Here is a 19,637-nt window from a genome sequence, read left to right on the forward strand (position 1 = left end):
CACGGTGGCAAGACACGATCGTGAGGATCCTCATTCCCTTGAAGAGCAGCTCGCCTGGCTCGACGCGATCAAGGAGAACGAGGAGGCGCCCGTCCCGGTGACCATCACCGCGGACGACACCGTCGTCTCGCCCTACCCCAAGGACCCGTGGGCCATGGTGCCGGCGGAGCCTCCGCCGCCCGCGTCGCCGCTGTTCCGCGCCGCGGGCGATCCCGCGAACGGCGCCGGGCAGCACGACGACGGCCTCGCCGGGCGCGGCGAGAGCGAGACGCGCGAGGTGCGCCCGCCCTCGGCCGAGGGCCTGGGCACCGGCGGCTGGACCGGCCCGCTCGACCTGCCGCCGTCCAGAGCTCCCGACAAGCCCGCGTTCTCGGCGCCGATCACGGCGCCGTCCGAGCCGCTGTCGCGCGCCGACACCAAGGCCGAGCCCTACCCGGACTCCTCCTCCCCCACCGCCGGCGCCTTCGGCGAGCGGCCCTCGCCGTCCTCCGGCACGGGCACGTTCGACCGTCCGGCGAGCAGCGGTGGCGGCTCGTTCGGCGAGCGTCCGTCCGGCGGCGCGGGAGCCTTCGGCGAACGCCCGCCCAGCGGCGGGGGAGCCTTCGGCGAGCGTTCCGCGCCGTCCTCCGGTGCGGGGGCGTTCGGCGAACGCCCGGCGTCGCCGGGCACGGGGGCGTTCGGCGAACGCCCGGCGTCGCCGGGCACGGGGGCGTTCGGTGAGCGTTCCGCGTCGTCGGGCACGAGCGCGTTCGCGGCCTTCGGCGAGCGCCCGTCCTCGTCCGGCGCGGCGGCCCTGGGCGAGCGCCCGGCCCCCGCCGGCTCCGAGGGCTCCACCGACTCCGCTGGCTCCACGGGTTCAACGGGCTCCGCGAGCTCCGCGAGCTCGACGGCCTCGGCGCCTTCCGGCAAGGAGTCCACCGGCGAGGACACCGACAGCTTCAGCTTCGGCCCGCTCACCGACAAGCCGGGCACCGCCCCTTCCTCCGGCTGGCTCTCCCAAGATCCCCTCGGCATCGCCAAGGCAGAGCCTCCCAAGCCGCGCAAAGAGCCCGAGCCCGACCCTGAGCCCGAGACCACGGGCGAGCAGCAGCCGGTGCGCGGATGGCTGGAGGCGGCGATCCCCGCGGCCGAGTCCGCCGAGTCCGCGGAGCTCGACGCCGAGCAAGAACGCTTCAACGCGTTCGTCGCGGGCTCCGACACCGACGACGTGGTCGTCCCCCGGGTCGAACACGGCCTGTACGAGCAGCCGGCCGAGAAGACGCCCCAGCCCGCGCCGCCCGCGAACCGGCAGCCGGCCGCCCCGCCCGCCTCAGAGCCTCCGGCCGCCTCCGCGCCGGCCGCTCCCGCCTCCGCCGCCTTCGCGATCCAGGGCGCCGCGACCCACACCCCTTCCGTGCCGTCCCCGGCGCCCGGCGAGTCCCTGGTGCCCGACAAGGCGCCTGACGAGCGCGAGCCGTACCGGCCGCGCCGCAGGCAGACCGCCCCCACGCCCGCGCAGCCCCTCCAGCCGTCCTTCGGCGCCCCGGCGCGGCAGCAGCCGGGCGCGAAGACCGCGGGGGGCAAGGCCGTCGCGGGCGCCCGGCAGACGGCCGACAGCCTCGACCCGGTGTCCTTGCTGCGCGGACGCAGGAACGCTCCGGCGGGCGGCTGGCGGAAGATCGTCTACAAGGCGTCCGCCGGGCTGATCAAGCCGGGTGAGTCGCACGAGGTGCGCCGTCGCCGCGAGCTGGTCGCACGGGCGCGCACTCCCGTCGCCAGCGGTCACCACAGGGTCGCCGTGCTCAGCCTCAAGGGCGGCGTCGGCAAGACCACCACCACCGTCGGCCTCGGCGCCACGCTGGCCTCGGTGCGAGGAGACCGGGTCATCGCCGTCGACGCCAACCCCGACCGGGGCACGTTGTCGGACAAGGTCGAGCTGGAGACCTCGGCGACCGTGCGCGACCTGCTCAACGAGCGGCAGCAGATCAAGCGGTATGTCGACATCCGCGCCTTCACCTCGCAGGCGACGTCGCGGCTGGAGATCCTCGCCTCCGACCGCGACCCGTCGGTGTCCGAGGCGTTCAGCGCCGCCGACTACCAGGCGGTCTCGCAGGTGCTGGAGAACTTCTACTCCATCTGCCTGACCGACTGCGGCACCGGCCTGCTCCACTCGGCGATGTCCGGCGTCCTCGGCCTGGCCGACCAGCTCGTGCTGGTGAGCTCGCCGTCGGTGGACGGCGCCAGAGCCGCGTCGGCGACCCTCGACTGGCTGGAGGCGCACCACTACGCCGACCTGGTCAAGGCCGCGACGGTGGTGCTGTGCAGCGTGCGGCCGAGATCGAAGTCCACCGTCGACCTCGACCGGCTGGAGGCGCACTTCGCGGCGCGCTGCCGGGCCGTCATCAGGGTGCCGTACGACCCTCACCTGGAGGAGGGCGCCGAGATCGACCTCGACCGGCTGCTGCCCGCCACCCGCGAGGCCTACCTGCTGCTGGCCGCCTCGGTGGGCGACGGCTTCGGGGGAGTGCAAGGCGGCCACTTCTGAGGCGCCCCGCCCACGAGGCGCGGCCACGCCTGCGGCCCGGCGCCGATGCGCCGAATCGGGGGGTTCGGCGGGCGGCCGATGGCGGAGGGTGTGGGATTCGAACCCACGAGGCCGTCGCCGACCTGGCCGCTTTCAAGGCGGCTGCACTCGTCCACTATGCGAACCCTCCAGTGCGACATCAACGATAGCGGTGCTCGGCGGGCGCTCGCGCGGAAGTGAGGGCGGACAGCGTCACAAGACGGATGCGCCGCCCGCGCCGCCCTACTCGTACGGCTCGGCGGGCCGGTCGACCTTCGTCAGGCCGGTGGCCCTCAACTCGGGGGCCACCGTGCCCTTCGGGAGCTGGTCGTAGGGGGTGGGAACCCAGCCGCCGGTCACCTCCACCCAGGTGTCAGGACGCGGCGCGGGCAGCCCGAGCACGGCGACCTTGAGGGGGATGGCGTCGGCCGCGCAGCACAGCAGCCGCATGCGGGTGAGGTACCACTGCCCCTTCTTCTTCGACGGCGCCGCGAACCCGGTCAGCCTGACCTGCCGTCCGGCGAGCGTGCGGCTCTCGTCGCCCCAGGCACGGCCGATGAACTCCCCGAGCGGCATGGCCGTGGCCCTGTCCCCGGCGAGGGCGCCGTACCCGGCGGGCGCCGCCGCCGGACGCGGCTGGGGGGTCTCGTCCCGGGAGGCGGCGAACGAGCCGAGGGCGGGCGGGCTGATCAGGAAGACGGCCACGACGGGGAGGCAGAGCAGCCAGGCCACCCACGGCCCGTGCGGGCGGCCGGCCTTGTGGTCGTGCCCGGCCTTGTCGCGATCTGAGGCCACGTAGGGCCTGCGCCACTCTTGGACCAGGCCGAGGACGCCCAGGGCGAACAGGACCAGCCCGGCCGCGACGAGCGGCACGCGGAAGCCCGGCTTGACGTAGTTGAGGTAGATGGTCGAGAAGGCCGAAACGCGCAGCAGCGCGCCGCCGAGCAGGGTGAGCACCAGGCCCTGGGCCATGCGGTTCACAGCAGCACCCATCCCACCAGCACGCTGACCACGATGGCGAGCGCGAACGTCAGGGGGACGAACCGGGCGGCGAACGCCCGCCCGAACGTCCCCGCCTGCAGGGCGATCAGCTTCAGGTCGACCATCGGCCCGACCACCAGGAAGGCGAGCTTGGCGGTCGGCGAGAAGGTCGTGAGCGAGGCGGCGACGAAGGCGTCCGCCTCGGAGCAGATCGACAGCACGACGGCCAGCAGCGCGAGGACCACCACAGACAGCCAGGGGAACTCGCCCAGCGAGGCGAGCCAGGCGCGGGGGATCGCCACGTTCAGGGTCGCCGCGGTGAGCCCGCCGATGACCAGGAAGCCGCCGGCGTGCAGGAAGTCATGGCGCATCGCCGACAGCAACGCCGTCCACCGGGAGGCGCCGGCGGGGGTGGGGGGAGTGCGGACGCGCAGCAGGCCCGGGCGGCCGAGCGCCTGCCAGGCCCAGCCGGCGAGCACGGCGACCAGAAGAGAGGCGGCGAAGCGGGCGAGCACCATGACCGGCTCGCCGGGGAACGCCACGGCCGTCGCCACGAGCACGACCGGGTTGATCGCCGGAGAGGCCAGCAGGAAGGCGAGCGCCGCCGACGGGGTGACCCCCCGGGCCATCAGCCCGGAGGCCACCGGCACCGAGGCGCACTCGCATCCGGGCAGCACCAGCCCGGCCGCGCCGGCGACGGGCACGGCGGCGTACGGCCGGCGCGGCAGCGCGCGCTCGAAGAAGGACGGCGGCACGAACGCCCTGATGGCCGCCGACAGCGTGACTCCCAGCACCAGGAACGGCATGGCCTGGATGCAGATCGCCACGAAGATCGTCGACCAGGTGCTGAGAGCCGGCGCGGTGAGGTGCGGCGACAGCACGAGGTTGCCGATCAGCAGGAAGCCGGCCAGCGCCGCGAACACCCAGGGCAGCACGTGGGCCTCGGGCGCTCGCCGTCCCCACGTCGGAGGAGGGACCGGACTGTCGGGCTCGGCGGTCCAGTCGAGTGCGGTTCGGTCGCTCATTGGGATCTAAAGCTATTTCTGGATATCGGGGGATATGCGCAAAATGGTGCGCGGGATGTCGCTTCGACGCCCCGACGCTACACCCGCGGGAGTTGGCCGAGCAGCCAACCCGGACCGGCGACCTCGGCGGCCGACTCGGCGACCCGCCGGCGCAGCTCGCGGTCGGCGGTGACGACCAGCACCCGCTCCCACGGCCTGACCTCGCGAATCTCCCTCACCACCGCCACGATGGCGTCGTCCCCGCTGCCCTGGGCCTCCACCACGGTCACCGGGCCGTCCGACCGCACGCCCTTGGCCGCGCCTTCCACCACCATGACCACCCGCGGGAACCACGTCTCGGGAGCGGGGAAGCCCTCAGGGGGCCGCAGGCCGTGCGCCATGAGCCGTTCGATGTCCGAAACAAGGCGCCGCGCGGCGCCCGCCCGGTCGCGCCACCACCCGTGCTCGGCGCGCGCGCCGACGATGTTGGCGGCGTCCAGGACCACGACCGAGGGCGGCAGGGCCGACCTGATCGCCGGCCACGTCTCGGCGAACCCCGGGTGCAGCGTCTCGCCGCAGAGCTCGTCGGCGGGCAGCCACCGCATGTCGGTGCTCTCGTCGTTGGCCGGGGCGGCGGGCAGCAGCGCGTCCGCCTCGGCGATCACCGTCTGGAACGACCAGCCGCCGTGGTCGTCGAGGTAGACGCCGAGGACGCGCAGGCTGTCGCCGCTCAGCGCGGCCTCCTCCAGAGCCTCGCGCAGGGCGCCGGTCACGGCGTCCTCGTGGCTGTCCAGCGCTCCTCCCGGCAGGCCCCAGGTGCCGCCGTGGTGGCTCCACCACGAGCGCTTCTGCATCAGGACGTGCGGCGTGCCTCCGGCGTCGTAGTGGACCGCCAGCAGCCCCGAGGCCCCGTGCAGCCCCCAGTGCCTGTGGCCGCGCCCGCACAGCGCCCACCCGTCGCCGTCCCTCGCCGCCATGTCTCCATCCTGCCTCAAGCGCCATGCGATCCTGTCGTACAGCGCGGTGCCCGAATCGCACCTTTCGTCGTCCTTCGGGCCGCTAGCATCCAACGGCGATGGACGGTTCACTCTCTCCGGTCCGGCTGCCCTACGACACCTTCAGACTCGCGGGGCGTCTCTTCCTGCCTCTGGCCTTCTACTACACCCTCGGCGCGCTCGTCCACCAAGGCGTCCTGCTGGGCGCGGTCCGCATCGCCGAGCCCACCGGCTGGCGGGCCATCCTCGCGTTCGGCGTGCTGAGCTTCGGCGTGCTGGTCACCCTGACGGCGTACATCGCGATGCTGAACGCCGCCGGGCGGGCGCTCGGCTCGCGCCCGGTGCAGACGCGCACGCTCGACGAGCGCGAGCGCGACCTGGTCGACGCGATCGCCCACACCCTGCTGCCCTTCCTCGTCTTCTACAGCGCGTGGGGGCTCTTCGAGGCCGACCTCAGCGCCTTCCAGCGGCTGCTGAACGAGCTCCATCCGGCGCTCGACTTCACCTACATCGGTGTGCTGGCCGACCTGTTCGACGTGAACGTCCTGATCGTGATCATCACGGCGGGCGTCTTCGCGGTCAAGGTGGCGTTCGAGCGCCTCTACAGCGCCACGGGGAAGCGCGTCTTCGGCGTGGCCAACAGCACGTTCGAATGCATGTGGATGTACTTCGGCCTCATCTCGCTGGGCAACTGGGTCGGCAGCGGCGTCGACTGGCTCACCGGCCGCGTGGTGTGGGCGGACTTCCTGAGCCTGTTCGACAAGGTGCCCGCACTGCGGAACCTGCGGCAGCTCGGCGAGTACGCGGCCCCCTACCTGCCCGACGCCAAGGACGGCCTGGTCCAGCCGCTCGTCTGGCTGGCCATGGCGGCCGTCGTCTACAGCTCGTCGATGACCGAGGAGGCCAAGGTCATCGAGGGCACCCGGGTCGAGCCGCACGTCTCGCGGCTCTGGCAGCGGCTGCCGGCCCCGGTCCAGGCCGTCGCCGAGTTCTTCTCCCGGGGGGTCCGTGACAAGTACGTCCCGCTGGCGAACGGATTCCGGTTCGTCCTGAGCGGCGGGGTGCTGTTCTACCTGACGTTCTGCCTGATGTACGTGGCGCTCGAGGCGCTGGCGTCGGTCGGCTTCATCGGCCTCACCCGGCTCGCCGGTGCGCACGAGGCGCTGTGGTGGCTGATGTGGGAGGGCGCTTTCGTGTTCCCGGTCACCCTGCTGCACGAGGTGCTGCGCATCTGCCTGCTCGCCGTGGCCTTCGACCTGGCGCTGCGGCGGGCCTCCGCCCGGTCGGCCGCGCAGGCGGGCCCCGCCGGGCCGCCGGTGGGGGCGGCCGTGCCGCTCCCGGCGCCGGCGTCACCCGCGCCTATGGGAGCGGCCGTACCGCTCCGGGCGCCGACGCCACCTCCGCCTATGGGAGCAGCCGTACCGTTCCCGGCTCCGGCGCCACCCGCACCTCGACCCGCAGGGTCGTGAAGGCGTCGGCGGGCACGACGTGCACCGTCTGGACGGCCAGCTCCTTGCCGACGGGCAGCGGGGCGAGCTTGAAGTCGGCGTCCAGGTTGAAGCAGGAGGCGGCCAGGCCGTTCTTCGGCGCCAGGTCGCTGCGGAACGCCGGCCCCCATGAGCGCCCGGCCGCGTCGGTGAGCTTGATCTTGCAGATGCCCCCGATGTCCCCGAACCACTTGCTCGCCCGCTCGGTCAGCGGCTTGAGGGTGATCACCGCGATGGCGACCTTCGTGCGGGGCGGCAGGGGACGATAGGCGTCGTCCGGCGGCCGGCCCTCGGTGATGCTCTTCAGACGCCACTCGATGCCGTTGAGCAGGGCCGGTCGCCCCGCCGCGGCGACGGCCTCGTGGCCGCCTTTCTGGGTGCCGTTCTCGTATTTCTCCCGCCACGGCAGCACCTCGGCGGCGAGCACCGCGGGGACGAGCGCCAGCAGGCCGAGGCCGTACCCGAGGTTGCGCTTCCAGTTCACGGCCCGGTCCTCTTCACAGCTCGCGCACCGGCCCGACCAGGAGGGTGGGCGGCGCCTGCTCGATGAGCTTCTTCGTGTAGGGGGCGGACAGCCGCAGGTCTACATCGGCGGCGGGACCGAGGTAGTCGCCCCCTACGACGCTGTGGATCCTGACGCTGAGGACCGCGCCCGCCAGCCTGTCGGGGGGCAGCTCGAACAGCATGGGGCCGTACGCCGGGATGCCCGGCTGGAGGAGCGCCTTGTCGAGCGTGCCGATGACCGAGCCGGCCAGGTACTCCGCGCCGTCGGCCGTGCGCAGCCGGGCTCCCTGCACCTGCGTCTCCTCGGTGGTGGCGGCGGCGGTGGCCCAGACGACCACCCAGATGCCCGCGGTCGTCTTCGGCTCGCCGACGAAGCCGTAGGCGTCCTTCAGCCGTACCGATCTGCCGAGCTGGAGGCGGTCCACGCGGAGCTGGAAGGCGGTGGTGTCCACCTGCTCGCCCATCTCGCCCGACGTCGCGATCGGCGCGTACTTCTCCTCTACGTCCGGGGTGGCACGGAGCACTCCCACGATGCCGGCGAGCAGCAGCGCGCCGGTCAGCACGGCCATGATCGTCCGTATCACCGGCCCACCTCGAGGTCGTAGATCGCCAGGTCCTCGCCCGGCAGCCAGTCGGACAGCTCTGAGGAGAACCAGGGCTTGAACTCCTCGTCCTTGAAGGTGGCGGTGAGGCTCGTAGGGTCGGGCGCTCCGGCGGGAACGTTGTAGACGGCCATCACCCGCTCGACCAGGCCGGGCTGGAGCTGCTCGCGGTCGGACCGGCCGTCGCGGATGACGAAACCGGACTTCCTGTCCTTGATCCGGTCGATCACCACGCTGCCGGGCGAGACCTTGATGTTCAGTCTCGCCATGAGGCCGGTGACCGTGCCGGTCAGGTCGCCGACGTTCTCCACCTGGATCTCGATCACCAGGAACCGGCCCGTCTTGGCCTCACCGAGCCCGGGGGCCGGGTCCTTGGTGACGTAAGTGGCCTTGTACGGCTTTATCGCGAAACGGTGGCCCACGGTGGTCTGGCCGAGCCGGCGATGGGGGATGTCCGGCTTGGACTCCTGGAGGCCGCCGGCCGGCCAGGACAGCGCGAGCACCGTGGCCAGCGCGAACACAACGGCGGTGAGGGCGATCCACGGCCGCAGCGGTCCCCGGCGTGACTCCGTGCGTCCGGGGGTGGGCTCCGGAGTGGTCACGGCCAGGGATCATATCCGGCAAACCTCGCGAGAGCCCCGAATATCACGATTCCCCCGCCAACCCGGCGCACCGTGGTAGGCCGCGCAGGGAAGGAGCCGGCCCCAGGGGCTCAGCCGCCGCCCTTGCTGAAGTGCTGGTAGTCCTTGGCACCGTTGAAGTAGCCGCCCCACTCCCAGCCGTACTCGGCGAACAGGCGGACCACGCGGTCGTCGGGATTGATCACACCCGGCATGCGCAGGGGCCGGTCGGCGAAGCGCTCGGCGTTGTCGTGCGCGACCGAGCCGTCGGGCTCCACCCACGGGTTCTCGCGGGGGTTGATGTCGATGGCGTTGCCGTACGAATGCTTGGACCAGCTGCTGGCCCCGGTCGTCTTGCGGCAGTTGAACGCCGAGGTGTTGTCGGCCTCGATGGAGTCGAAGTCGCTGCCCTTGTAGACGTCGATCTGCCTCATGCGGGTGATCGGGTAGCGCCACTGGTAGAGCCGCTTGAACACCCCGGTCACGTCGCCGGTGACCGCGCGGTTCACGATCAGCTCGCCGGTGTGGGCCTTCTTGTCGAACCCCCAGTACGTCATCGTGACCTTCCGCAGGCCGCTCGGCGACACCGGGCAGCCGGGGCGCCAAGAATGGCCGAGCTCCTCCGCCGTGACCGCCGAGACCTTCGCGGTGAACGCCGGCGGCCCCGAGGGGGACGGGGAGGGGGACGGCGGAGCCGGGCTCGCGGACGTGTCCGGGGTCTGCGGTGAGGACGGCGGCGACGCCGCGCCCGACGGCGGGCCCGAGGTGGGCGTGGGCTCGGCGGCGACACCGGAGCCGGCGCCGCCGCACGCGGTCGCGGTGGCGCACGCGCAGGCCAGCACCACCAGGCCAAGGCCGCGGTGCTTCGGTGTGTGAGGCATACGCCAGAGTAAGGCCATCCTGACGCCGCTCGTGACGCAATTGTGATGTCGGCCGTCCGTGGGGCCGGGACAGGCCCTGTGCGACGTGTGCCGCACGTTTTACCCGGAAGACCTCGCGCACATGTTCGAGGAGGCGCTACAGTCTTCGGCATCGGATCGAACACGGGTTCGGGCCGGCAGGTTCAGGCGAAGGGTGGTGTGCTGTGGCGTTGCTCTCGCCACCCGTCCGGCAGGCGTCCGGGCGGCCCTCCGCTCCCCGTCGCTCCGCGACACGCCGTAGCCCTTTCTACGGAAATCTAGGACGGCCTCTATATCCGGTCATAAAGTCCGAGAGCGTGGACCCCGTGCGCAATCCCTACGCCCCCGGTGCGGGGCAGCGCCCTCCAGAGCTCGCCGGGCGCGATCGTGAGCTGCAACAGTTCGAGGTCGTGCTCGAACGGGTGGCGCGTGGCCGTCCCGAGCGCAGCATGGTCCTCACCGGGCTGCGCGGCGTCGGAAAGACCGTGCTGCTCAACACCTTCAAGTCCATGGCCATGCAGCGGCTCTGGGGCACCGGCAAGATCGAGGCCCGACCCGAGCAGTCCCTCCGCCGTCCGGTCGCCGCCGCTCTGCACATGGCGATCCGCGAGCTGGCCCCGCGTCATCGTGCCCCCGATCGCATCGAAGAGTTCCTCGGCGTGCTCAAGGCCTTCGCCATGCGCGACCCCGGGGCGGCCAAGGGCACCTCGCACTGGTCGCCCGCGATCGACGTCCCGGCCGGGCGTGGCAGGGCCGACTCGGGCGACCTCGAGATCGACCTGACCGAGCTGTTCGTCGACGCCGCCTCCGTGGCGACCGACCTCGGCGTCGGGGTCGCCCTGTTCATCGACGAGATGCAAGACGTCCAGGCGCCCGACATCTCGGCCCTGTGCGCCGCCTGCCACGAGCTGTCGCAGAGCGGCGGCCCGCTCATCGTCGTCGGCGCCGGCCTGCCCCACCTGCCCGGCGTGCTCAGCGCCAGCAAGAGCTATTCCGAGCGCCTGTTCCGCTACGCGCGCATCGACAGGCTCGACCGGGAGGCCGCCGACCTCGCGCTCATCGCCCCCGCCTCGCGCGAGGAGGTCGAGTTCACCCCCGAGGCGCTCGACGCGCTGTACGAGGCGGCCGACGGCTACCCCTACTTCGTCCAGGCCTACGGCAAGGTCGCCTGGGATCTCGCGCCTGGCACCCCCATCACGGCCGACGACATCAGGGTCGCCGCGCCCGAGGCCGAGGAAGAGCTCGCGGTCGGCTTCTTCGGCAGCCGCTACGAGCGTGCCACCCCCGCCGAACGCGACTACATGCACGCGATGGCCTCGGTCGGCGACGAGCCCGTGCCGACCGCCGAAGTCGCCGAGTTGCTCGGTCGCAAGCCGTCGAGCCTCTCGCCGGCCCGCGACAGCCTCATCAAGAAAGGACTCATCTTCAGCGCCGAGCGCGGTCTCATCGCCTTCACCGTGCCGCACTTCGGCAAGTTCCTCCGGGCGCAGCCGCTGTAGGCCGCATCCGGTCCCCAAGCCGGGCACGCAGTGACCCTGCGTTCCCATTGACCTCTCTACGGCTTTCTAGAGGGGAAGCTAGAGAGCCGTAGAGAGTTGAATTCAGGGTGTGCGACAGCGTGGTGGCCGGTCGGCGAGGCCGGTCACCACGCCACCCTGGGGCGGGCATCGACAAGATCCCGGGGCTGCTTTACCGTGACCATGGAAAGTGGTGACCATCGGAAGTCGGCATTGCGACCGCACGGGGTGACGACCTTGACCAAGCACGCGTTCGGTAAGCGAGGCGGCGTCCACGCGGCCGCTGTCGTCGTCCTCCTCGCAGCGCTCGGCGCGCTCGCCGGGCCGATCGGCGCCCCCGCGGCGCGGGCCGCCACGGCGTTCAAGGTTCTGCAGGTCAACCTGTGCAACAGCGGGCACGCGGGCTGTTACGAGGGCGGCGCCGTCCCTGAGGCCCAGTCGCTGATCGGACGGGTCAAACCTGACGTTCTCACCGCGAACGAGATATGCGAGAGCGATGTGGGCCCGCTACGGTCCGCCATGGGCAACGGCGACTACGAGTTCCGGCCGGTCGAGGACGAGCGCACCGCCGCCGCCATCCAGTGCACAGGCGGACGTGGCGCCTACGGCGTCGCCGTTCTCGCCGTCCCCCGCTACGGCAAGACCGCGAGCGGCGGCGGCTGGTACTCCTACCAGGACGCCGGCAGCGAGCGGCGCGCCTGGGGGTGCGGCCGCTTCGGCGGGTTCTGGGCGTGCACCACCCATCTGTCGTCCTCCGATGAGCCCGTCGCGCTGCAACAGTGCAGACAACTGATGAACGAGTACATCCCGCAGCTTCACGCCCAGTACGGCGGCCTGCCCACCGTCGTGGGCGCCGACCTGAACCTCGAGTACGACCGATCCGACCCCGAGAACGCCCAGAACTGCGTGCCCGGCGGCTACTTCCGCAAGGGCGACGGCGACGTCCAGCACGTCATCGCCTCCAGCGCCTTCGCCTTCGTCCGCACCGACAAGTACGGCATGTCGCGCACCGACCACGACGCCTTCATGGTGACCCTCACAGCGCCGTGGTGACCGGGCCCGCCTCGCTTAGGCTTTCTATGGTTCTCTAGCGTGTGGTTGATACACCCATAGAATTCCGGAGATGGCCCTCGCCCGCCGACCCGTCCGCGCCGACGACGGCGACCCGCACCGGTGGCCGCCGCCCGCTGAGGTACACCGCGAACACGACATCGGCCCGCGCCCCGACCGCCGTGCGCGCGGGGTACACGAAGAACCGCCAGCACAGCTCGCGCCAGGAGTCCGACGGCTCGTCCGCCAGGAGCAGCGGCGCGTGCGAGCGCCACTCGGCGCTCGCCCGCAGGCGTGCGGCGGCCCGCCCGGACGGCACGGGGCGTTGCTCGCATGGCGCGCGATATTTGACCCGGGCGATCGCCTCGCTCCACTCCGGAGACAGCGCCACCAAGAGCGCCAGGCCGGTCCCGAGCGCCGCCGCCAGCTCCCAGGAGGCCCGTGACAGCAGGTCCATCCCCGAGACCGGGACCACCGACACCACCACCGCCATCCCGGCCAGGACGGCGGCGCGCCCGATGGAGCGCAGCCCGACCGGCGAGCTGCTGGCCTCGCCGAAACAGCCGCAGCCCACGTCCGGGCGCCGCCTGCGCAGCTCCCACAGGACATAGGTGGCGACGGAGAAGAACGTGATCGTCCCCCAGCGGGGCAGGGGATGGCGGGTGAAGAGCAGGCACACCGCCAGAACGACTTCCCCGACGGCACAGAAGATCATGAACGGCTCGCGCCAGCGTTCGGGCACGAGGACACCGGGACCGAGGCGGGAGAGCCCGCCGGGGTCGGCGTCGCTTCCGGCGGTCACCAGCTTCGCCCCGCCGCCGAGCAGCAGGAACAGGACGAGCAGCGCGAGCGCGGCGGTGGCGAGTGTCGGTGTCTCCACGGTCATCCCAATCCGACCCGGGCGTTGAAGCATCCATTGGTGAGCTCTCCGCCGAGCTCGACGTAGGAGAGCGGCGACAGCTCGGCGATGCGGCCCCGGGGAGAGGTGCCGCACTCCACGCACCGGTCGCAGAACCGTCCGGCCATGCACCCGCAGGCGACGATCGGCAGCACCGACGCGCGGCTCTCGCACACGTTCCCGACGTACAGCATCGAGCCCAGCGCGAGGAAGGGCAGCCCCGTGCACGACACGCCGGCGTCCTCGCACTCGGAATCGGCACGTTCCAGCATCGGGTAGGCGACGCCGGCCTCGCCGTCGTCGAAGGCGTCCGACCAGGCGGCGGTTCCGGAGATCTTCGACTGGACGGCCCGGTAGGCGGACGGAGGCGCGGGCACGGCCGTGGCGCGGTAGGTGGGCTGCGAGGTCGCCGGCAGCCGCGCGTGGGTGACCCCTTCCCGCCGCGTGCCGATCGCGTCGAAGAGGTAGCCCGGTTCGAGCTGGGGGTGCCGGACCCGGATGCGCCCCGAAGCGCTGTAGGGGACGACGACCGTACGCCGTCCCCGGTGCGGGCCGCAGTCGAGCTCCACCGTCAGGTCCCTGCCGTCCTTGCCCAGGGCGAGGATGACCCCGGTGACGCGGGTGATGTCCCCCCACAGCCGCTCGGCCACGCGGCCCGACTGGCGGGCGCGGATCATGACGCGGGTGCCGGCCGGCAGGTCCACGGGGGCGGCGGGGCTGCCGTGCCAGGCGGTCGCCCAGGGAGCGATGACCAGCCGCTCCTCTTCGCCGTCCGGGTTCTCCAGGATCACCAGGTGTGGGCTGATGTCGATTATCTGACCGGCGACGCCGGTGAGAGGCGTCGGCTCCTCGATCTCCTCCTTCGCCGGAGCGCCGCTACGGCCGAGTGCGGCGGACGCCAGCGCATGGCGACGCTCAACTCCCATCGGCCCCTCCCCGGTCGCCGCCGCGAGTTTCCTCGGTCGTTCACTAGCGTCACATGAAACTTCACCGACGACGATTATCTCGGGACGAGAAATTCCCCCCGGGGCGATCTGCGTAGCAAATAACCCACTCCAGGAGGAACTAGTCGACGCCCCAGCATGCCATGGGCATGTAACGATCTTTGCCGCCGCCGGGGCGAAACCTGGATCATGGCTCAGCCGTATCAGGGCTTCCGGCTGCGATTCTGACGAAGAGATCGTTCCTTCATGGCCTTCGTCACGGCACCGGTGATCGCATGAGCGGTAAAGACGAGGAGTTCCGCGAGTACGTGGTCGCCCGCGGTCCGGCACTGCTGCGCATGGCCTACCAGTTGACCGGCCAGCCCGCGGACGCCGAGGACCTGCTCCAGGCGGCCCTGGCCAAGACCTATCTCGCCTGGGACCGGATCATCGACAGGGCGTCGCTCGACGGGTACGTGCGCCGTGCGATGGTGAACATCAACATCTCCTGGTGGCGGCGCAGGAAGCTGGAGGAGTACCCCTCCGAGGAGCTTCCCGAGCCGCCGGTCCGGGACGGGCCTACTCCGGGGGAGATCCACGAACTCCTGGAAGAGGCGATCAACCGGCTCCCGGTCCGGCAGCGCACGGCGATCGTGCTGCGCTACTACGAGGACATGAGCGAGCCGGAGATCGCGAAAGCGCTCGGCATCAGCATCGGCACGGTGAAGAGCACTGTGTCGCGGGCGATGGCGAAGCTCAGAGGCGATCTGGTCGTCGTGGAGTCCCGGCAGCCCGAGGCGCAGCCCCAGCTATGACCACGTCCGCCCGGACCGGCCGTGCGGATTCCGCCCGTCCCGCGCACCTGACCGACGCGCGTCTGGTGCGTCCTTCGAACTCGCGCCGCACGTCCTTACGCCGAGCGCTTGTCTAGACGGCGGCAGCGGACCAGACTCGAATCCGGACAATGGTCTTGAAACCGGCGCCGGGCCGGGTTCGGCCAGCGGAGGTGCCATAAATGCGCAGCACCATGCCCGACCACCCGCTCACGATCGCCTCGCTCATGCGGCACGGCACCAGCCTGTTCAGCGATCACGAGGTCGTCACCTATACCGGCGACGGTTACCGGCGCCTGCCGTACGGAGAGCTCGCACGTGAGGCGGCGAGGCTGGCCTCCGCGTTGCGGAGCCTCGGCGTGGACGGCGACCAGAGGGTCGCGACCTTCGGCTGGAACAACGCCGAGCACCTCACCGCCTATCTCGCCGTTCCCAGCATGGGAGCGGTGCTGCACACCTTGAACATCCGCCTGTTCCCCGAGCAGATCGCCTATATCGCCGACCACGCCGAGGACGACGTCGTCATCGTGGACGCCTCGCTCGTCCCCCTGCTCGCCCCGATCCTGCCCGAGATGAAGACGGTGCGGCACGTGATCGTCAACGGGGCCGCGGACACCGGGCCGCTCGCCTCGGCGGGCAAGGACGTGCACGACTACCGCTCGCTGCTCGACCAGGCGCCGGACGTGTTCGACTGGCCCGAACTGGACGAGCGCGCCGCCGCGTCCATGTGCTACACCAGCGGCACCACGGGCAACCCCAAGGGCGTCGTCTACAGCCACCGGTCCTCCTACCTGCATGCCATGAGCGTGTGCACGGCCAACGCCATGGGGATGTCCAGCCGCGACCGGGTTCTGCCGATCGTGCCGATGTTCCACGCCAACGCCTGGGGCCTGCCGTACGCCGCGCTGATGGCCGGCGCCTCGCTCGTCATGCCCGACAGGTTCCTGCAGGGGGAGCACCTCGCCAGGATGATCGCCGAGGAGCGGCCGACGCTCTCCGGGGCGGTTCCGACGATCTGGGGCGACCTGCTGCGCCATGCCCGCCAGCACGGGTCCGACCTGTCGTCGCTGCGGCTGGTGCCGTGCGGCGGCTCGGCGGTGCCGGAAGCGCTGATGCGGGCGCTTTGGGATGAGTTCGGGGTCCAGGTCGTGCATGCCTGGGGGATGACCGAAACCTCGCCGCTGGCGACGGTCGCCCACGGCGACTCCTGGGACCTGCGCGTCACCCAGGGGAGGCTCCTGGCCGGGGTCGAGGGCAGGATCGTCGGCGCCGGCGACGTCGTGATGGACTCCGACGGGGTCGCGGTGGGCGAGTTGGAGGTGCGCGGCCCGTGGGTCACCGCGTCCTACCACCTGGAGGAGGATCCTTCGCGGTTCCATGACGGCTGGCTGCGCACGGGGGACGTCGGCCGGCTGGACGCCCGCGGCTATGTGACGCTGACCGACCGGGCCAAGGACGTCATCAAGTCCGGCGGAGAGTGGATCTCGTCGGTGGAACTGGAGAACGCGTTGATGGGGCATCCCGCCGTGGTGGAAGCGGCGGTGATCGGGGTGCCGGACGAACGCTGGGGGGAGCGTCCGCTGGCATGCGTGGTGCTCGACGGAACGGCCGAAGTGGCCGAACTCCGGGAGTTCCTGTCGGGGAAGGTGGCGCGCTGGCAGGTGCCGGAGCGCTGGGCGTTCGTCGAGACCGTGCCCAAGACGAGCGTCGGCAAGTTCGCGAAGCGAAGCCTGCGCGAGATGCACGCCCGGGGAGAGCTCACGATCGTCGAGAGCTGAGTTCGGGGTGCGCCGCTTCCGCCGAACCGGCTTCCATGGCCCCCGCGGTGGCGCAGGGGCGAACCACGTCACGGATGATGCGCAGGCTGTCCAGAAGCTCCTCCAACCGCTGTGGGGAAAGCAGACCGGTGAACCACTTCTCAATGTCCTCGATGTGCCGTGGGAGGACCGATTCGAGCCGGGTTGCGCCCGCGTCGGTCAGCGTCGCGAAGGAGGCACGCCGGTCGCTGGGACAGGCCACGCGCTCGACCAGGCCCTCGCGTTCCAGCCGGTCCACGACGCGGGTCACCCCGCTGGTGGAAAGCGAGGTCTGGGCCGCGAGGTCGCTCATGCGCAGCCTGCGCCCGGGAGACCGGTACAGGCGGATGATCGTTTCAAAGTCGATCTCGGAGAGACCGGAGGCGGCGAAGGCGGCGTTCATCTTGTCGGAAAGACCATGGTAGACCTCGGCGATGAGGCCCATGGCGGTCAATCTGGGGTCGTCAGCTGGTATCACGCTCATAGTCTAGATGACGTTAGTTGACGGGCGGAATATTCCTCAGGTAGACATCTGTTGCAGCAAGTACCACTCGGCACCACCTACTCCATGGGAGATGGAACATGAGCACTCGCACTTGGGAAGGCCTCACGATCCCGACGTCCGGCACCTTCGACCTGGACGCCTCGCACACCCGCGTCGGCTTCGTCGCCAAGCACATGATGGTCAGCAAGGTCCGCGGCCGCTTCAGCGACTTCTCCGGCACCGTCACGATCGCCGAGAACCCGCTGGAGTCGTCGGCCGAGCTCACCATCAAGACGGCCAGCATCGACACCGGCAGCGACGACCGCGACAACCACCTGCGCAGCGACGACTTCCTCGCGGTGGACAAGTTCCCCGAACTGACCTTCCGCAGCACCCGCGTCACCGGTCACTCCGGCGACGAGCTGATCGTCGTCGGCGACCTCACCATCCGTGACGTCACCAAGGAGGTCACGCTCAAGGTCGAGTACGGCGGCGCCGGCACCAACCCCTGGGGCCAGGAGCTCTTCGGCTTCGAGATCGAGACCGAGATCGAGCGCGAGGAGTTCGGCCTGACCTGGAACGTCGCCCTGGAGACCGGCGGCGTCCTGGTCGGCAAGAAGATCAAGATCGAGATCGAGGGCGAGGCCCAGCGCCGCGCCTGATCGCCCGCGATGCGCACCCTGTGTCCACAGCCTGTGGACAGAGTGTGTGGAAACCTTCCTCCCATGGACCACCAGGGCCGGATCGCACTCCGGCCCTGGTTCATGGCGCCCTCGCCCCCCAGGCGAACCGGTCTCTCCGCGACTCGTTCGCCCGCCATGCCGAATCCACTTTGCCGCCCAGCATCAAGGCCGGTACTCTGTGCTGAGCCAGTCAGGCCCCCGGCGGGGCCGGTCGGGCCACCAGGAGGCTTCGCCTAGTCAGGTCTATGGCGCCGCACTGCTAATGCGGTTTGGGTCTACAGCCCATCCGGGGTTCAAATCCCCGAGCCTCCGCAGGTCAAAGGCCCTCTCCCGTTTCCGGGGTGAGGGCCTTTTTGATCTCTGAATACCGTCGGGGTTGCAGTTTGGGTTGCAGTTGTCAGTCATCGCCCCAGAGTGCGGCCCCCATACGCTTACTCGCATCCTGCATCATGGCGCCGGCCACGTGGGTGTATCGCTCCGTCGTGGTCACTCGCGCATGCCCGAGGATTTCCTGAACGACACGGATGTGTACGCCCTGCTCCACGAGGAGCGTCCCAGCGGTGTGCCGCGCGTCATGGAGCCGAGCATCCCGGACCCCGGCCCGCTTGAGGATGGACTTCCACACCTTGTAGTCCTCGCTGCGCTCCATGGGCCGGCCCCGTTGCGTCGCGAACACGAGATCGTGATCTTCCCAGAGGTCGTCGGCCCTCTCCCTCTCGGCCGCCTGCTGCTCGCGATGTGCCCGTAGAACGGGGAGCAGCTCAGGAGGACATTGCAGGGTGAGACGCGAGGATAGCGACCTGCACCGCCGGAGGTAATCCCGATGGATCACCACAACACGCACTCCGTCAGCGTGGCAGGCGTGATCATCGACGACCAAGGCCGAGCACTCCTCACCCAACGCCGAGACAACGGCCACTGGGAAGCACCGGGCGGCATCCTCGAACGCGACGAGGACATCATCACCGGCCTACTCCGCGAAGTCCGCGAGGAAACCGGCCTCGACGTCGAACCCGTCACCCTCACCGGCGTCTACAAGAACATGAACCGCGGAATCGTCGCCCTGGTCTTCCGCTGCAAGACCATCGGCGGCCACCTCACTGAAACCGACGAGACCCGCTCATACCGCTGGGTCACCGCAGACGAGGTTCGCACCCTCGCCTCCGAGGCATTCGCCGTCCGCGTCCTGGACGCCATGCGCGACGACCACACCCCGGCCATCCGCCACCACGACGGCACACACCTGCTCTGAACGAGTTGAGTCGACGCGCACTGAGGATCTTGCCGAAATTCGCTCTTAGGTATCAAGCGGCGGCGCGCCGCGCCGCCGTACGCCCCGCGCCGGCACCCTCGCGCCGCGCATGCGGCCTGGGGGCCGGTCACGGCGCGGGCGCCACGCGGGGCATCGCCGTATGCGCACCCCGCCGTACCTCAGTGCCTCGCCAACCACCGGCCCGCCGCCGCCCAGGCGCCACGAGCGACTTCGAGGGCATCCCCTTGCGCCCGCTCTCGTCGGTCACGTTCCGCATTCGCATGGTGCAGCGCCAGAAACAGACCCATAGCGGTGAGCATGGTGAGCATCCATAGAGCGAGTCCTACTATCAGCGACAGGGGCATGAGCACCGTTGCCATCGCGCTTGTAGCCACTGGGATGAAAAAGAGGAGCGTCCGCTGGCGCATGATCCAAGTGTGCACCTTAGTGGCTCTGGGTGCAGGGTCGTCGGTGGCTGAGGTGTGGGTGGGCCATCACACCCCTACAGGTTGCGATCGCGCTGTGGCTGGTCACCATACGGGGGGTGAGGGCGATCGAAGGTCCGGG

At 70.7% G+C, this 19,637-nt stretch carries 20 protein-coding genes and 2 tRNA genes; 10 read left to right on the forward strand and 12 right to left on the reverse strand.

Going from position 1 to position 19,637, the window contains the following annotated elements:
- Positions 1-4: 4 nt before the first annotated feature.
- A complete protein-coding gene (locus ACFO60_RS09555; RefSeq protein ID WP_380839234.1) occupies positions 5-2,524 on the forward strand; it encodes a nucleotide-binding protein in 2,520 nt (839 codons plus the stop codon).
- A gap of 79 nt (positions 2,525-2,603) precedes the next feature.
- Here ACFO60_RS09555 and ACFO60_RS09560 read toward each other — a convergent pair.
- From ACFO60_RS09560 to ACFO60_RS09575, 4 genes are all read right to left on the reverse strand, one after another.
- Positions 2,604-2,693, reverse strand: a tRNA-Ser gene (locus ACFO60_RS09560).
- A gap of 92 nt (positions 2,694-2,785) precedes the next feature.
- Positions 2,786-3,514, reverse strand: coding sequence for a TIGR03943 family putative permease subunit (locus ACFO60_RS09565; protein WP_380839342.1), 729 nt, complete (start codon positions 3,512-3,514; stop codon positions 2,786-2,788).
- 5 nt (positions 3,515-3,519) lie between these two features.
- Positions 3,520-4,548, reverse strand: a complete 1,029-nt coding sequence (locus ACFO60_RS09570) for a permease (RefSeq protein ID WP_380839236.1) — start codon at positions 4,546-4,548, stop codon at positions 3,520-3,522.
- A gap of 77 nt (positions 4,549-4,625) precedes the next feature.
- Positions 4,626-5,504, reverse strand: a complete 879-nt coding sequence (locus ACFO60_RS09575; RefSeq protein WP_380839238.1) for an NUDIX hydrolase — start codon at positions 5,502-5,504, stop codon at positions 4,626-4,628.
- A gap of 98 nt (positions 5,505-5,602) precedes the next feature.
- Between ACFO60_RS09575 and ACFO60_RS09580 the strand changes: the two genes are divergently transcribed.
- The gene (locus ACFO60_RS09580; RefSeq protein ID WP_380839240.1) at positions 5,603-6,991 is read left to right on the forward strand and encodes a hypothetical protein; all 1,389 of its coding nucleotides are present in this window, start codon (positions 5,603-5,605) and stop codon (positions 6,989-6,991) included.
- On the opposite strand, the gene ACFO60_RS09585 is transcribed toward ACFO60_RS09580, so the two are convergent.
- From ACFO60_RS09585 to ACFO60_RS09600, 4 genes are all read right to left on the reverse strand, one after another.
- Complete coding sequence (locus ACFO60_RS09585; RefSeq protein WP_380839241.1) at positions 6,927-7,493, reverse strand: hypothetical protein; 567 nt, start codon at positions 7,491-7,493, stop codon at positions 6,927-6,929. The genes ACFO60_RS09580 and ACFO60_RS09585 overlap by 65 nt on opposite strands.
- A gap of 13 nt (positions 7,494-7,506) precedes the next feature.
- Entirely contained in the window at positions 7,507-8,097 is a 591-nt protein-coding gene (locus ACFO60_RS09590) for a hypothetical protein (protein WP_380839243.1), read from the reverse strand.
- Positions 8,094-8,717 (reverse strand): hypothetical protein, encoded by a 624-nt coding sequence (locus ACFO60_RS09595; RefSeq protein ID WP_380839245.1) that lies wholly within the window; start codon positions 8,715-8,717, stop codon positions 8,094-8,096. The genes ACFO60_RS09590 and ACFO60_RS09595 overlap by 4 nt, the downstream gene beginning before the upstream one ends.
- Before the next feature lie 110 nt (positions 8,718-8,827).
- On the reverse strand, positions 8,828-9,292 hold the full coding sequence (locus tag ACFO60_RS09600) for a M15 family metallopeptidase (RefSeq protein ID WP_380839246.1): 465 nt from the start codon (positions 9,290-9,292) through the stop codon (positions 8,828-8,830).
- On the opposite strand from ACFO60_RS09600, the gene ACFO60_RS09605 reads away from it, so the two are divergent.
- From ACFO60_RS09605 to ACFO60_RS09615, 3 genes are all read left to right on the forward strand, one after another.
- Entirely contained in the window at positions 9,270-9,611 is a 342-nt protein-coding gene (locus tag ACFO60_RS09605) for a hypothetical protein (RefSeq protein ID WP_380839248.1), read from the forward strand. The two genes, ACFO60_RS09600 and ACFO60_RS09605, sit on opposite strands and share 23 nt — an antisense overlap.
- Before the next feature lie 340 nt (positions 9,612-9,951).
- A complete protein-coding gene (locus ACFO60_RS09610) occupies positions 9,952-11,133 on the forward strand; it encodes an AAA family ATPase (RefSeq protein ID WP_380839250.1) in 1,182 nt (393 codons plus the stop codon).
- Between the two features lie 255 nt (positions 11,134-11,388).
- Positions 11,389-12,204: an endonuclease/exonuclease/phosphatase family protein gene (locus ACFO60_RS09615; RefSeq protein ID WP_380839251.1), complete on the forward strand. Its 816-nt coding sequence runs from the start codon at positions 11,389-11,391 to the stop codon at positions 12,202-12,204.
- A gap of 34 nt (positions 12,205-12,238) precedes the next feature.
- On the opposite strand, the gene ACFO60_RS09620 is transcribed toward ACFO60_RS09615, so the two are convergent.
- Positions 12,239-13,081, reverse strand: a complete 843-nt coding sequence (locus ACFO60_RS09620; RefSeq protein WP_380839253.1) for a MauE/DoxX family redox-associated membrane protein — start codon at positions 13,079-13,081, stop codon at positions 12,239-12,241.
- A 2-nt stretch (positions 13,082-13,083) separates the two neighbouring features.
- Positions 13,084-14,025, reverse strand: coding sequence for a hypothetical protein (locus tag ACFO60_RS09625; RefSeq protein ID WP_380839255.1), 942 nt, complete (start codon positions 14,023-14,025; stop codon positions 13,084-13,086).
- A gap of 293 nt (positions 14,026-14,318) precedes the next feature.
- On the opposite strand from ACFO60_RS09625, the gene ACFO60_RS09630 reads away from it, so the two are divergent.
- Both ACFO60_RS09630 and ACFO60_RS09635 read left to right on the forward strand, forming a co-directional pair.
- Positions 14,319-14,837 (forward strand): SigE family RNA polymerase sigma factor, encoded by a 519-nt coding sequence (locus ACFO60_RS09630; RefSeq protein WP_380839256.1) that lies wholly within the window; start codon positions 14,319-14,321, stop codon positions 14,835-14,837.
- 200 nt (positions 14,838-15,037) lie between these two features.
- Positions 15,038-16,633 carry a long-chain fatty acid--CoA ligase gene (locus ACFO60_RS09635; RefSeq protein WP_380839258.1) on the forward strand — a complete coding sequence of 532 codons (1,596 nt, stop codon included), beginning with the start codon at positions 15,038-15,040 and terminating at the stop codon, positions 16,631-16,633.
- Here the strand turns inward: ACFO60_RS09635 and ACFO60_RS09640 are convergent.
- Positions 16,614-17,096 carry a MarR family winged helix-turn-helix transcriptional regulator gene (locus tag ACFO60_RS09640; RefSeq protein WP_380839260.1) on the reverse strand — a complete coding sequence of 161 codons (483 nt, stop codon included), beginning with the start codon at positions 17,094-17,096 and terminating at the stop codon, positions 16,614-16,616. The two genes, ACFO60_RS09635 and ACFO60_RS09640, sit on opposite strands and share 20 nt — an antisense overlap.
- Before the next feature lie 137 nt (positions 17,097-17,233).
- Here ACFO60_RS09640 and ACFO60_RS09645 point away from each other — a divergent pair, with 137 nt between their 5' ends.
- Positions 17,234-17,797, forward strand: a complete 564-nt coding sequence (locus ACFO60_RS09645) for a YceI family protein (protein ID WP_380839261.1) — start codon at positions 17,234-17,236, stop codon at positions 17,795-17,797.
- A 243-nt stretch (positions 17,798-18,040) separates the two neighbouring features.
- Positions 18,041-18,130 (forward strand) — tRNA-Ser (locus ACFO60_RS09650).
- 85 nt (positions 18,131-18,215) lie between these two features.
- Here the strand turns inward: ACFO60_RS09650 and ACFO60_RS09655 are convergent.
- A complete protein-coding gene (locus ACFO60_RS09655; protein WP_380839262.1) occupies positions 18,216-18,737 on the reverse strand; it encodes a tyrosine-type recombinase/integrase in 522 nt (173 codons plus the stop codon).
- Here ACFO60_RS09655 and ACFO60_RS09660 point away from each other — a divergent pair.
- Positions 18,642-19,070 carry an NUDIX hydrolase gene (locus tag ACFO60_RS09660; protein ID WP_380839264.1) on the forward strand — a complete coding sequence of 143 codons (429 nt, stop codon included), beginning with the start codon at positions 18,642-18,644 and terminating at the stop codon, positions 19,068-19,070. The genes ACFO60_RS09655 and ACFO60_RS09660 overlap by 96 nt on opposite strands.
- Positions 19,071-19,637 lie beyond the last annotated feature (567 nt).

This window comes from Sphaerisporangium dianthi, from assembly GCF_042654065.1.
In the GTDB taxonomy this organism is placed as follows: Bacteria; Actinomycetota; Actinomycetes; order Streptosporangiales; family Streptosporangiaceae; genus Sphaerisporangium; species Sphaerisporangium dianthi.

Excerpts from the sequence above, each read along its gene's own strand:
- ACFO60_RS09625 (WP_380839255.1), bottom strand. The coding sequence starts at position 14,025 with ATGGGAGTTGAGCGTCGCCATGCGCTGGCGTCCGCCGCACTCGGCCGT.
- ACFO60_RS09575 (WP_380839238.1), bottom strand. The coding sequence starts at position 5,504 with ATGGCGGCGAGGGACGGCGACGGGTGGGCGCTGTGCGGGCGCGGCCAC.
- ACFO60_RS09580 (WP_380839240.1), top strand. The coding sequence starts at position 5,603 with ATGGACGGTTCACTCTCTCCGGTCCGGCTGCCCTACGACACCTTCAGA.
- ACFO60_RS09570 (WP_380839236.1), bottom strand. The coding sequence starts at position 4,548 with ATGAGCGACCGAACCGCACTCGACTGGACCGCCGAGCCCGACAGTCCG.
- ACFO60_RS09630 (WP_380839256.1), top strand. The coding sequence starts at position 14,319 with ATGAGCGGTAAAGACGAGGAGTTCCGCGAGTACGTGGTCGCCCGCGGT.
- ACFO60_RS09635 (WP_380839258.1), top strand. The coding sequence starts at position 15,038 with ATGCGCAGCACCATGCCCGACCACCCGCTCACGATCGCCTCGCTCATG.
- ACFO60_RS09640 (WP_380839260.1), bottom strand. The coding sequence starts at position 17,096 with ATGGGCCTCATCGCCGAGGTCTACCATGGTCTTTCCGACAAGATGAAC.
- ACFO60_RS09565 (WP_380839342.1), bottom strand. The coding sequence starts at position 3,514 with ATGGCCCAGGGCCTGGTGCTCACCCTGCTCGGCGGCGCGCTGCTGCGC.
- ACFO60_RS09660 (WP_380839264.1), top strand. The coding sequence starts at position 18,642 with ATGGATCACCACAACACGCACTCCGTCAGCGTGGCAGGCGTGATCATC.
- ACFO60_RS09600 (WP_380839246.1), bottom strand. The coding sequence starts at position 9,292 with ATGACGTACTGGGGGTTCGACAAGAAGGCCCACACCGGCGAGCTGATC.
- ACFO60_RS09645 (WP_380839261.1), top strand. The coding sequence starts at position 17,234 with ATGAGCACTCGCACTTGGGAAGGCCTCACGATCCCGACGTCCGGCACC.